Annotated in this window: 13 protein-coding genes; 4 read left to right on the forward strand and 9 right to left on the reverse strand. The window is 60.0% G+C overall.

Translation table 11 applies throughout. From position 1 onward, the window contains the following. Positions 1-16: 16 nt before the first annotated feature. The 4 genes from QDY28_RS11865 to QDY28_RS11880 form a co-directional block, all read right to left on the reverse strand. On the reverse strand, positions 17-1168 hold the full coding sequence (locus QDY28_RS11865) for an efflux RND transporter periplasmic adaptor subunit (RefSeq protein WP_331381866.1): 1152 nt from the start codon (positions 1166-1168) through the stop codon (positions 17-19). A 75-nt stretch (positions 1169-1243) separates the two neighbouring features. Continuing rightward, on the reverse strand, positions 1244-1852 hold the full coding sequence (locus QDY28_RS11870) for a TetR family transcriptional regulator (protein WP_331381867.1): 609 nt from the start codon (positions 1850-1852) through the stop codon (positions 1244-1246). A gap of 129 nt (positions 1853-1981) precedes the next feature. Continuing rightward, positions 1982-2461, reverse strand: a complete 480-nt coding sequence (locus tag QDY28_RS11875) for a hypothetical protein (protein ID WP_331381868.1) — start codon at positions 2459-2461, stop codon at positions 1982-1984. A gap of 182 nt (positions 2462-2643) precedes the next feature. Next, entirely contained in the window at positions 2644-3216 is a 573-nt protein-coding gene (locus tag QDY28_RS11880; protein WP_331381951.1) for a TetR/AcrR family transcriptional regulator, read from the reverse strand. 148 nt (positions 3217-3364) lie between these two features. Between QDY28_RS11880 and QDY28_RS11885 the strand changes: the two genes are divergently transcribed. Beyond that, a complete protein-coding gene (locus QDY28_RS11885; RefSeq protein WP_331381869.1) occupies positions 3365-3715 on the forward strand; it encodes a DoxX family protein in 351 nt (116 codons plus the stop codon). Between the two features lie 179 nt (positions 3716-3894). Beyond that, positions 3895-4473, forward strand: a complete 579-nt coding sequence (locus QDY28_RS11890; RefSeq protein ID WP_331381870.1) for a flavodoxin family protein — start codon at positions 3895-3897, stop codon at positions 4471-4473. A gap of 137 nt (positions 4474-4610) precedes the next feature. Here the strand turns inward: QDY28_RS11890 and QDY28_RS11895 are convergent, their stop codons facing one another. From QDY28_RS11895 to QDY28_RS11910, 4 genes are all read right to left on the reverse strand, one after another. After that, positions 4611-5042 carry an OsmC family protein gene (locus QDY28_RS11895; RefSeq protein WP_331381871.1) on the reverse strand — a complete coding sequence of 144 codons (432 nt, stop codon included), beginning with the start codon at positions 5040-5042 and terminating at the stop codon, positions 4611-4613. 210 nt (positions 5043-5252) lie between these two features. After that, positions 5253-6218: an L-arabinose ABC transporter permease AraH gene (gene araH, locus QDY28_RS11900; RefSeq protein WP_331381872.1), complete on the reverse strand. Its 966-nt coding sequence runs from the start codon at positions 6216-6218 to the stop codon at positions 5253-5255. Between the two features lie 17 nt (positions 6219-6235). Further along, positions 6236-7741 (reverse strand): L-arabinose ABC transporter ATP-binding protein AraG, encoded by a 1506-nt coding sequence (araG, locus tag QDY28_RS11905; protein WP_331381873.1) that lies wholly within the window; start codon positions 7739-7741, stop codon positions 6236-6238. Between the two features lie 69 nt (positions 7742-7810). Further along, positions 7811-8794: an arabinose ABC transporter substrate-binding protein gene (locus QDY28_RS11910; protein WP_331381874.1), complete on the reverse strand. Its 984-nt coding sequence runs from the start codon at positions 8792-8794 to the stop codon at positions 7811-7813. A 221-nt stretch (positions 8795-9015) separates the two neighbouring features. Between QDY28_RS11910 and QDY28_RS11915 the strand changes: the two genes are divergently transcribed. Both QDY28_RS11915 and dgoD read left to right on the forward strand, forming a co-directional pair. After that, positions 9016-9783 (forward strand): FadR/GntR family transcriptional regulator, encoded by a 768-nt coding sequence (locus QDY28_RS11915; protein ID WP_331381875.1) that lies wholly within the window; start codon positions 9016-9018, stop codon positions 9781-9783. Positions 9784-9815: 32 nt separating this feature from the next. After that, complete coding sequence (dgoD, locus tag QDY28_RS11920) at positions 9816-10994, forward strand: galactonate dehydratase (protein ID WP_331381876.1); 1179 nt, start codon at positions 9816-9818, stop codon at positions 10992-10994. A gap of 171 nt (positions 10995-11165) precedes the next feature. On the opposite strand, the gene QDY28_RS11925 is transcribed toward dgoD, so the two are convergent. Continuing rightward, the gene (locus QDY28_RS11925; protein ID WP_331381877.1) at positions 11166-12821 is read right to left on the reverse strand and encodes a GMC family oxidoreductase; all 1656 of its coding nucleotides are present in this window, start codon (positions 12819-12821) and stop codon (positions 11166-11168) included. Between the last annotated feature and the right edge of the window lie 21 nt (positions 12822-12842).

The following is a 12842-nucleotide window of genomic DNA, read 5'->3' on the forward strand; positions in this document are numbered from 1 at the left end:
CCGCCCCTCGATCGGTTTAGCGCACGATATCGGCAGCCGCGGCGCTGCCGGTTGTTTCTGCCGAAGCCTGCTGCGCATTCGGCACTTTGACCTTCATATTCTCGGTCATGAACTGCGTACCGGCAGCAACGACGACATCGCCGGCCTTGAGACCATCGGCAACGCGCACGCCGTCATCGGCAAAATCGGCAACCTTGACACTGCGGGCATGCACCGTGCCGGCGCTCCGATCGACCAGCCAGACGATTTGCTGACCATCCTTCTCAGTAAGCGCGCTCAGAGGAATGGCGACGTAGGGCTGGGTATTGTCAGCCTGCGCTTCGATTGTCGCCGTCATGCCGAGCAGCACGCGCTGATCGTTGGGCAGGCTGACGCGGACAGCAAAGGTGCGCGACTGCGCGTCGGCGCTTCCCGATACCTCACGTACCTTACCATCCAGCACCAGCGCATCGTCGGACCAGAAGCGCGCCTTGACGTCCTTGCCGACCTTGAATTGCGCGATATCCATTTCCGGGACGGCGATCTGCACTTCCTTCTCGCCATCGACGGCGACGGTGATCACAGGCGTGCCGGAGCCGACCACCTGCCCGACATCGGCATTGATGGTCGTCACGATGCCGTTCATATCCGAGGTCAGATCGGTATAGGCGACCTGGTTCTTCGCTTCCGCCAGCGCCGACACGGCGGAATCCCGAGTCGAGACGGCCTGGTCATAGGAAAGTTCGGCCTGTTCAAGCTGCGATTTCGGCGCAACGTTCTTGTCGAAAAGCTGCTGGGCGCGATTACGGGCAAGCTCCGTGGTCTGCACCTGCTTCTCGGCCGCGTCGAGATCGGCCTGCGAGCGGCGCACGGCCAGAACGTAGTCGGTGGAATCGATGCGGGCGAGCACGTCGCCCGGCTTGACCTTCTCGCCGATATCCACTTTGCGCTCGACGATCTTGCCGTTGACCCGGAAGCCGAGGTTCATATCCGTCCGCGCCCTGACCGAGCCGGAATAGTCGAGCTTGCGCGTCGTATCCGCTTTGGCGATCTCGACCACCTTCACCGGCCGGATCACTTCCGCAACTTCCTCTTTCTTTTCATTGCAGCCCGAAAGCGCGAGCGCAATGGCGGCGAGGAATGCAGCGCCCGTAACGGATCGTATAGTGGTGGTCGTCAGCGAAACCATGTCGCTCTCCTTGATCAAACGGCTTTAGTCAAATGGCAATGCAAAGGCGCGCAGGATCATCCAACGCGCGTACTGCTATTTCTTTAACGCTCTGATAGCAAATTCAATGAGGTCGTCGGGCTCGGCCCGATTCGTCTTCGAAAGACATTGCGCGACCATTTGCGGATGGCACAAAATAACCGTTGCCGCGCCGAAGCATTTCGAGGCAGCGACCGGATCCTGTTCGACAAATTCGCCAGCGGCGATGCCTTCGGCAATGATTTCCGCCATGAGATCGTGGATGCGGTCGAGGTGTTTTTCGATGACATGCCAATCGCGCTCAATGGCAACGACCACCATCTCATGCACCTTCTGTTCGTCGAGCATCGTCTCGAGCGTCATCTTGTGTTGGGCAAGGGTATAGGCACGCAGCCGCTCCGAAGCGCTGATCGGCTGGTGGCGGATGTCGTAGGCGAGCTGATAGCTCTGCGCGAGCATGCGGCCGCAGATGGCCTGGTGGATTTCCGTCTTTGACGCGAAGAAGCGGTAGATATTCGCGGTCGACATGCCGAGATCGCGGGCGATGTCGGCCACCGTCGTCTTGCTGTAGCCGTAGTGGCGAAACAGCTTCTCGGCGGAATCGAGAATCCGCGTTACGTTTTCCTGACGCGCAGGATCAGCGTTGGCCGCAGAAAGATCGAGCATTAGGTTGCTTCCGAATTACGAGTGACGATTTTCAATTTTCGTCAGTCGTAATTCATCAAAGCACAAATGTCAAGAAACCGCTCCGCGAAGCGCGCGGTGGAAAATTGCCATGGAGTCAGTCTTCAGGGATCAGATACGGAGAAGCGACGGCCGGAAGCGGCGGACGCTGAGGAATCCGACGATGAGAAAGGCGACCAGCAATACGGTCTGTACGGCAAGGATCGGCGGCTCGTTCCCGGTTGGCGCCAGCGCGTTGAGCGATGGAATTTTCTGGAAGGACTGAACGATCAGCACGACACAGTTGAGATAAAGCATCAGCAGGCTGCCGACGATGAAGACGAGGCGCCAGACACCAACCATCTGCGACTTGTAGCGCGCAATTGCCGTCGGGATAAAAAGCAGCACGGTGATGATGCCGAATACGATGCCGGGCGTAATCCCGTTGAAGGGGAAGAGGAAACCGGTCAAGCTCGTGAGCAGAATGGTAACCATATAGACCAAAGTGGAGCGCTCATGGCGCTTCACGGAAATCAACCCCTCTGCGACGATGATACCGGCAACGATGGCGATCAGACTGATAATGACGTGAATCAATGTAAGTCCGGACATGCGGCAATCCCCTCTGCAATGCATTTTCCGCGAAAAGGATAGTCGGGCGCCTAAATGGGGATTGTACGTTTCCGGCGGAATATGTGGGATTTGGCCGGCCGGTCGTGCGGCGGTGAAGCGCAGACTTATCCCGCATCTCGCCCGCCACTTATGCGGGATCAGATTAATCGTAAAACCCGCTCTCAGAGTTGACCCGACACCATCTGCATGATGAGCGTGATGCGTTGAGCCCGGAAAGCGGGCCTTATCCTGCCGTGACGCTCAAGCTCCGCGAGACCGTGAAGTGCCGCCCAGAAAGTTTCGGTAGCGGTATCCACATCCTTGGAGAACGGCGCAATCACCGTTGCCATGGCTCCGAAACCATCGCGAAGTTGGGCCGGCGTGTCGGATCTGGCAAAGCGGAGACCAGTCGGCAGGATGAACATCGCCTCGTACATCGCAGGGCGGGCGAAAGCGAAATCGAGATAAGCGGCTGCGACATCTTCCACTCGCTCCTTTGACGTCGACGATGGCCGGATGGCGGCGCGGAGCATCGCAGCCAACTCGCCGAAGCCTTCGAGCGCAACCGCTCCGACGATCTGATCGCGATTTTCGAAATGCGAATAGATCACTGGTTGACTGTATTCTATCTCCTCGGCGAGACGCCGGATCGTGACGGAAGCCCAGCCGTCGCGTTCCGCGATCGTCCGCGCAGCGACGACGATCCTGCGTTCCCGTTCGCCCCGTTCTCGAGTTTTGCGTTCGCTAATACCCACCCGTGCCTCAATCTTCACGCGCGCGATTTTCCTGATGTCGAAGCTATCAAAAGGAACGTCGGTTGACAAACTAGCGACGCTAGATTACGTACCATCGATATGGAAGCTTCATGCGCCAGGCTCATGATCGAAGACAATGGGACATCCAATGGAAATTTTCACAGGCACAACATCACTCGATGCCGTTCTCATTTGGCTGGCCGCCGGGGCGTTTCTCGTCGGCGCTATCGTCAACGCGAGCGGACATCCGAAAATCCGCGCGAGCTTCGTGCGGCTTGGATTTCCTTTCTGGTGGTGCTGGGTCACAGCCGCCTTTGAGTTCGTGACTGGGGTGCTTTTGATCACAGCCGGCACCCGATATATCGGGGTCGCGTTGGGCGCCTGCATTATGCTCGCCGCGATTGCTGCCATTGTGCGTATCCGGAACTATCGAGAACTCCCGCCGCCTCTCGTGTTCCTGTTGCTGCTGGCACTGGCGAGTGTCGGCAGCCAAGTCTGAATACCTCGCGGCAAACAATACCATCCAAATGAGAACCTACGCGTAACTGGCCGGAAAGATCTCCATCGCCAGGCCGTCGGGGGCACCCCGGTCATCAACTCACCTAGAAGAAGACGTCAGTCGGAGCGAATTCGCTTCCGGATAGCGTCAAGCAATGCCAGAAGGAGGCCAAAATCACCATGTCAAATCGCACAGCAAAGACAGTCGTCGTCTATTATTCCGGCTACGGCCACACCCAGCGGATGGCGGAAGCCGTAGCCGAGGGTGCGGGCGGAGTACTTTGCGCCATCAATGCGGATGGCAACCTCTCCGATGCCGGATGGGTTGCGTTGGATGCCGCCGACGCCATCATCTTCGGATCGCCAACCTACATGGGTGGCCCGAGTTGGCAATTTAAGAAGTTCGCCGATACGTCCTCGAAGGCTTGGTTCACCAAGAAATGGCAGGATAAGGTCTTCGGGGGCTTCACCAACAGCGCCAGTTTGAACGGCGATAAGCTCAATACCCTCGAATACTTCGTTCTTCTGGCGGGACAGCACGGAGGTCTGTGGGTCAGTTTGGGGTTGAAGCCAGCAAACGTAAAGGCTTCCAAGCGCGACGATGCAAACAGGATGGGATCGTACATCGCGCCAATGGCGCAAAGCGATGCCGACGCAGCCCCGAGCGAAATGTCGATCGGCGACCTGGAAACTGCTCGCGCTTACGGCGAGCGCGTAGCACGAGTTGCGCAGCGGTTCGCATCGGCGGAGCGTGCCTGACCGTCAGCATCTTTGCGAAGTCCCCCGTTGGCGCGATGCGAACTATGAGTTTGGAGGCGCTTGCTACTGAATTCTGCAGACTTGCAAACGAAAAGCGCCGCACCATCGGCACGGCGCTCTTTATCGAAAGAAGCCACTTAGGCGGTGCGTACTTCCAGAGAAATCGGAACGGAAGCGAGCGCCTTCGAGACCGGGCAACCGGCCTTGGCCTTGTTGGCGAGTTCGGTGAAGGTGGCTTCGTCGGCGCCGGGAACTTTGCCGGTCAGCGTCAGGTGGATGGCGCTAATGGCAAAACCGCCTTCGACGCTTTCGAGCGTGACCTTGGCCGTCGTTTCCATGCTTTCGGCGGTAAAACCGGCCTCATTGAGGATCAGCGACAAAGCCATGGTGAAGCAGCCGGCATGGGCCGCACCGATCAGTTCTTCCGGATTTGTGCCGGGAACGCCTTCGAAGCGGCTGGCAAAACCATAGGGATAGTGATTGAGCGCACCGCTTTGGGTCGAGATCTGACCCTTGCCATCCTTCAGACCGCCGGACCACTGGGCCGAACCTGTACGATTGATCTGCATGCCGTCCTCCTTGTCGTTGATTGAACGTGGGGAGAGAGCCCCTTGCCCTTCCCGCAATGGCCGATAAGAAGCAGCGCCAGAGCGCCCTGCGTTCATTTGAACGCATAGTCGCTTGAAAGCCGGATACTCGAGAGCTGCCTCGACCGGCAATATAACGCTCTATCCGCCGAAGACGACAGCACCGTAACAATTAACGTGCGAACTCTTTTGCTATCCCCTCCCACGCCCTGCAGCAGCAGAGCGGATGTTGTCCAGCGTCACGGCGATCAGCAAGATCGAGCCGAGGACGAGATACTGATAAAAGGCCGGAATATTAAGCAGATTCATCACGTTCTGGGCAATGCCCATGATCAGCACGCCGACAATGACGCCGCTCATCGAGGCCCGACCGCCCGCAAGCGATACGCCGCCGAGCACGCAGGCCGAAATGACCAGCAGCTCCAGTCCGATTGCCGCGTTCGGCTGACCGGAGGTGATGCGCGACGACAGGAGGATGCCGGCGATGGCGCAGATGAAGCCCTGCAGCGTGAATATCCAGATCCGCATCGTGGCGACGTTGACGCCGGCCAGCCGCGAAGCCTCGGGATTGCCGCCGATCGCCAGCGTGTTCTTGCCGAAGATGGTGCGGTTCAGCACGAAGCCGAACAGGATGAACAGGATCACCATGATCCAGATCGGCGTTGGAATGCCGAGGAAGGTCGAAAGCGCCAGTTGATAGAAATTCGGATCGTTGATGCCGACCGCACGCCCGTCCGAGGCGATCAGCGCCAGGCCGCGGACGATCTGCATGGTGGCGAGCGTCGCGATCAGCGCATTGATGCGCAGCTTGGCGATGAGCGCGCCGTTGACGAGGCCGACGATAGCACCGCAGACGAGCGCCGCCAGCAGGCCGAGAATGATGGAGCCGGTGACGTTCGACGCCATGACCGCGATCATGCCGCAGAAGGCGACGGTCGAGCCGACGGAAAGATCGAAATCGCGTGAGGCTAGGCAAAACATCATTGTGCAGGCGACGATGCCGATCGTGACCACCGATTGCAGCAGGCCGATCATGTTGCGCTCGGTCAGGAAATTCGGAACCGTGAGCGACACGATGACAAAGGCCACCGCGAAGATGACGACGAGACCCTGTTCGCCGAGGAGGATTTTTTTCAAAGAAGACTTCAAGGAAGACATCGTCGCGATTTCCCTAGTCAGAATGCGCTTGCGGCATTTTTATCCGGCAGTGCGGCGGTTAGAATCTGGTGTTCATTGAAATTCGCCCGCGCCACATCGGCGGCGACCTTGCCGCCGCACATCACCATGATCCGGTCGGAAATGCCCATGACCTCCGGCAGTTCGCTGGAGATGACGACGATTGCCATGCCGCCGGCGGCTAGCTCATAGAGGATTTCATAGATTTCCGACTTCGCTCCGACATCGATGCCGCGCGTCGGCTCGTCGATCACTAGCACCTTGACGCCCTGTTCGGACAGCCAGCGGCCGAGAATGACCTTCTGCTGGTTTCCGCCGGAAAGATTGATGATGTCCTGCTTGCGCGACGGCGTGCGCACTCGCAGCCTGGCGATGAATTGATCGGCAAGGGCCGCTTCCTTGCCAGGGCTCAATATGCCGAACGGCGAGAAATGCCGCCGCGAGGAAATGGCGATATTCTCCTGGATCGAACGGCCCTGAATGATGCCATCGAGCTTGCGGTCTTCCGGGCAAAGCACCATGCCGGCATGGATAGTCGCCTTGGGATTGTTCGGAGCGACCGTGACCCCATCGATGGCGACCGTGCCCTGGTGACGATGATCCGCGCCGAACAACAGCCGCGCCATCTCGCTGCGCCCAGCGCCGATCAGGCCGAAGAAACCGAGGATTTCACCCCTGCGGACAGAGAAATTGATCGGCGTCGGAAGTCTCGACCCCGAAAGCCCCTTGACCTCCAGCCGGACAGGCCCGAGCGGCCGCTCGCGCCAGCCCCAGATATTGCTGATCTCGCGGCCGACCATTTCGGCAATGATCTGCTCGCGCGTCACCTGCTTGATATCGGGATGGTGTGCCGCGAGCTTGCCGTCGCGCAACACCGTCAGGCTGTCGCAGAGCCGGAAGATTTCATCCAGCCGATGCGAAACATAGAGGATGACGGTGCCGTTCGATTTCAGCCGTTCGATCAGCGAAAACAGGATTTCGCTCTCGCGCGACGACAGCGACGACGTCGGCTCGTCCAGCGCAATGACACGGGCATCGACCATGACGGCCTTGGCGATTTCCACCATCTGCCGCGCGCCGATCGACAGCGACGATACCTTGGCCGCCGGATCGACATCGATGCCGATCTCCCGGAGCTTGGCGCGGACGGTATCGGTGAGCGTCTTGCCGTTGATAATGCCGGCTTTGGCCGGAAAGCGGCCGAGCCAAAGGTTTTCTGCGACCGTCAGTTCCGGCACCAGTTGCAGTTCCTGATGGATGACGGTGACGCCGGCGTGAAAGGCATCCCGCACCGAATGATAGTGCTGCTCCTCACCGTCGATGGAGATGGTCCCCGCATCCGCCGCTTGGTCGCCAGAGAGGATGCGGATGAGCGTCGACTTGCCGGCGCCGTTTTCGCCCATCAGCCCATGCACCGCGCCTTTGATGACGGGGAACGTGATGTTCGACAGCGCCTGGACACCCGGATAGCTCTTGGAAATGCCGTTGAATTCGAGAAAGGCCATGCTTCTCTCACTGGTAAAAGGACCCGGCGGCAAGATTGCCACCGGGCCATGATCATCCGGAGGGGATGATTATTCGAGGCCAAGATCCTTGCGGACCGTCTGATAGTCGTCGCGCAGGGCCAGCGAACCGGAGGTCAGCGTCAGCTTTGGCGGCTCCTTGGCGTTGGCGATCCAGTCGTACATGTTGATCGCGGTCTCGTAACCGTGACGCTTCGGCGAGATGATGACCGTGCCGAAGAAGCCCGTCGGCTGCGGCTTCTTGAACTCGTTGATCGCAGAATCCGCGCCGCCGATGCCGACACCGATGACGTTGGCGGCGGGAATGCCAACCGATTCCGTCGCACGCACCGCGCCGAGCACCGCTTCGTCGTTAAGACCGAAGGCCACCCAATATTTCACGTCTGCATGCTTGTTGAGCACGGTGGTTGCGGCATTCAGCGCTGCTTCCGTATCGGTCTTGGCCTGCGGCGCGTCATAAATGTTTTCGGCGGGGAAACCGGCACCCTTCAGCACCGAGATGGCGCCTTCGACGCGATCGACGGCGGTCGGAAGCGCATCGTAGGAAACGCGGATTGCGCCGACATTCTTCATGTCCCAGCCGCGCTTCTTGATTTCATCGACGATCGCCTGGCCAACGGTCTCGCCGATCTTGGTGGCGGAGATACCCATATGCGGCACCTCTTCCAGCGGCTTGCCGTCGGCGCCGACTAGGCGGTCGTCGACCGTCATCAGCTTGAGCTGGTTGGCGGCCGCCTTGGCGACAATGCCGGGGCCGAGTTTGACATCAGGCGTGCAGATGATGAAGCCCTCCACACCCTGGGCTCCGAGATTATCGATCGCGGCCTGAACCTTTTCGCCGTCCTGCGCCCCGATCTTGACAAGCGTGAAGCCCTTCTCCTTCGCGGCGATGTCGGCGAACTTCCATTCGTCCTGGAACCACGGTTCTTCCGGTTGCTTGACCACGAAGCCGATTTTCACATCTGCGGCGAAGGCGGAGGTAGCGGCGATGACCGCAACCGTACCAGCCAGAATAGCTGCTTTGAAAAAGCGCATGATTCTCTCCCAAAATCCGAAACGAAGAACCTGCCCTCCCAGGCAGTGCTCTTGAATTATGATAAATCATCATACCAGTCAATTGCCAATGTATGATGATTATAATAGTGTGATTTTTGGAAGGGATGGTCCGCCAAACGCGCTGATGCTTATCGCCATGCGGAATGAATTCCGCTAAGCAGAGGCTCGGCCGCGCGGGAGAGCGACTGCGGAGAAGGCAATTGGATTCGTTTGAACGGCAAGAGCATAGGCTGAACGAGGCGCCGGAGCGCCGTCCGCGCGTGCGCAAGAACGTTACCGCCGCGATCGCCCAGGATATCTGTTCGGAACGCTATCCTTCCGGCTCGCCGCTGCCGCGCGAAAACGATCTCTGCGATATCTACGGCGTCAGCCGCACCGTCATCCGTGAATCCCTGAAGATCCTGGAATCGAAAGGGCTCGTGCGCGGCAAGCCGCGCATCGGCACCACCGTCTGCGACAAGGACGACTGGAATATTCTCGATCAGGACGTGCTGGAGTGGATGGGTCCCTATATCGCCGAATTCGATATTCTCGGCTGCATCCTCGAGGCGCGGCGCACCATTGAGCCGGTCGCCGCCGAATACGCCGCCGAGCGCGCTACCGCCCAGGAGATTGCCGATCTCGAAAAGGCCTGGCGGCAGATGCGCGATTCCGGCGACGATCCTGAACGCTTTACTGAAGCCGACGTGATGTTCCACACGGTGCTCCTGAGCGCCAGCCACAACCAGGTGTTCCGCCGCCTGTCGAGCGCCATCCACGCCGGCCTGAAATATGCGCTGCATGCCTCGAATGTCGCCGTCGACAGCCGCGATGAGGCCATCGCCGTTCATGGCGACCTGGTGGAGGCGCTGCGCCTGCGCAACCGCACCGGCGCGCGCGACTGTGCCCATCGCATGCTCGATCTTGCCGCCCGCGACCTCGCCGCCGCCGAAAAAGCGATCGGGCGGGCGGAGAAAAATAACACCTGAAACCCCGAAATCCGCGGCTCGCCGCCGCTGATATGATCCAAAAGCCGAAACGGAAGCTTCCCATGAAAATCACCAAATTGACGACCTACATCGTGCCGCCGCGCTGGATGTTCCTGAAGATCGAAACCGATGAAGGCATTGTCGGTTGGGGCGAGCCAGTGGTCGAAGGCCGGGCTTTGACTGTCCAGGCCGCCGTGCATGAACTGGAAGACTATCTGATCGGCAAGGACCCGTTCCTGATCGAGGATCACTGGAACGTCATGTACCGCGCCGGCTTCTATCGCGGCGGCGCCGTCCACATGAGCGCCATCGCCGGCATCGACCAGGCGCTGTGGGACATCAAGGGCAAGGCGCTGGGTCAGCCGATCCATTCGCTGCTGGGCGGCCAAGTGCGCGACAAGATCAAGGTCTATTCCTGGATCGGCGGCGACCGCCCCTCCGACGTCGCCAACAATGCCAAGGACGTCGTTGCCCGCGGCTTCAAGGCGATCAAGCTCAACGGCTGCGAAGAGATGCAGATCGTCGATACCTATGACAAGGTGGAAAAGGCGGTCGAAACCATCGCCACCATCCGCGAGGCGATCGGCCCCTATATCGGCATCGGCGTCGACTTCCACGGCCGTGTCCATCGTCCGATGGCCAAGGTTCTGGCGAAGGAACTCGAGCCCTACAAGCTGCTCTTCATCGAAGAGCCGGTGCTCTCCGAAAATCGCGAGGCGCTGAAGGAAATCGCCAACCACGCTTCCACTCCGATCGCACTCGGCGAACGCCTCTATTCGCGCTGGGACTTCAAGTCGGTTCTATCCGACGGCTATGTCGACATCCTGCAGCCCGACCTCTCCCATGCCGGCGGCATCACCGAATGCCGAAAGATCGCGGCGATGGCGGAAGCCTATGACGTGGCGCTGGCGCCGCATTGCCCGCTCGGCCCCATCGCGCTTGCCGCCTGCCTGCAGGTCGACGCGGTCAGCTATAACGCCTTCATTCAGGAACAGAGCCTCGGCATCCACTACAACAAGGGCAATGACATCCTCGACTACATCTCCAACAAGGAGGTGTTCAAATATGCCGACGGTTTCGTCAGCATCCCGCAGGGGCCCGGCCTCGGCATCGAAGTGGACGAAGCCTACGTCATCGAACGCGCCAAGGAAGGCCACCGCTGGCGCAACCCGGTCTGGCGTCATGAAGATGGCAGCGTAGCCGAGTGGTAACAATTTACCCTCGCCCCATCGGGGAGAGGGTCGCGCGGCACGCGCGGGGTGAGGGGGCGTTGCACCGATAAAGCATCGGTTCCCTTACCTAAAAGCTCCCTATATTGCCGGTCACTCCCCCTCACCCGGCGCTTTGCGCCACCCTCTCCCCGCCGGGGCGAGGGTAAATCATTACCTCACATCCGCCCGCGCCCGCGGCCGCGTGTCATTCCTCTCCCAGGAGAAAATTGCCGGCGGCAACGGATCGAGATTGCGGATGATATCCGCGCCTTTCTCGCCGACCATGATCGTCGGGCCGTTGGTGTTGCAGGAGGGCACGCGCGGCATGACGGAGCTGTCGCAGACGCGCAAGCCCTCCAGCCCCCGCACCTTCAGCTCGAGATCGACGACCGCCATGGCGTCCGTGCCCATCTTGCAGGTGCCGACGGGATGATGGTCGGTCTTGGCATTGGCGCAGCCATAGTCAAACAATTGCTCCTCCGTCTTCAGCTTGCCGCCTGGCAACCGCTCCGCCAGCACGAAGGGTTTCAGCGCATCCTGGCTCATGATTTCGCGGGCAATCCGCAGGCCTTCGAGCGACATCTTCACGTCATGCGGATCGCTCCAATAATTCGGATCAATCAGCGGCGCGGCTGATGGATCGGACGAGGAGAGCCGCACCGTGCCACGTGAGCGCGGGTGCAAATAGGCCGAATTCAATGTCACGCCGGCATTCTTCAGCCGCGCGACACCGGCCTCGATGCCGGAGCCGAGGCCGAGATGGAACTGGATATCCGGCGAGCGGGCATCGGGATCGGCGTACCAGAAGCCGCCGGTCTCAAAGAGCGACGAGGCGACGGGGCCGGAGCGGAACAGCAGATATTGCAGCCCGGCCCAGAGGGTGCGATGTGGCTTGGCGACATTGTCGTAAGTGTGGTCGCCGGTGCATTCCGAAATGACGAAAAGATCGAGGTGATCCTGCAGATTGCCGCCGACACCGGGCAGATCATGCGCCACGGGGACACCGACCGAGGTCAGATGATCGGCCGGGCCGATGCCCGACTGCAGCAACAGCTTTGGCGAACCGATGGCGCCGGAGGAGACCAGCACCTCCCGCTCTACCCGTATGATCTCGACACCCTTGTCCGTTACCACCTCGACGCCGACAGCGCTGCGGCCTTCTAGCACGATGCGCGCCACCCGCGCACCGGTCCGGATCGTCAGGTTCTTCCGGTCCTTGATCGGCGAAAGATAGGCAAGCGAGGCCGACGACCGACGGCGGTTGCGCTGCGTCAACTGATAGAAACCGACGCCCGCCTGCTGTCTGCCGTTGAAATCGTGGTTATAGGGAATGCCGAGCTCCTGGCCGGCGCGGATATAGGCGTCGCAGATCGGCAGTGCCGATACCGGCATGGAAACGCCGAGCGGCCCGCCATAGGAATGATAGTCATCGGCAAAACGCTGATTGTCTTCGGCGCGCTTGAAGTAAGGCAGCACGCTGCGATAATCCCAGCCCTCGCAACCATCCTCGCGTGCCCAGAGATCGTAGTCGGCGGCGTTGCCGCGCGTATAAAGCTGCGCATTGATCGAGGAGCCACCGCCAATCACCTTCGCCTGCGTATAGCGCAGCACGCGGCCTTTCATATGCTTTTGCGGAACCGTCTCCCAGCCCCAGCTCGCCACGCCCTTGGTCATCTTGGCGAAGCCGGCAGGCATATGAAACAAGGGATTCCAATCACCGCCGCCGGCTTCCAGCAACAGGACTTTCACCGAAGGGTCCTCGCTCAGCCGGTTGGCGAGCACACAGCCCGCGGGTCCGGCGCCGGTGATGATATAGTCGTAGTTCATGTCATGTCCTTAGATTGAATA

Origin of the sequence: Rhizobium sp. BR 362 (genome assembly GCF_036528765.1) — a bacterium.
Taxonomy (GTDB): Bacteria; Pseudomonadota; Alphaproteobacteria; order Rhizobiales; family Rhizobiaceae; genus Rhizobium.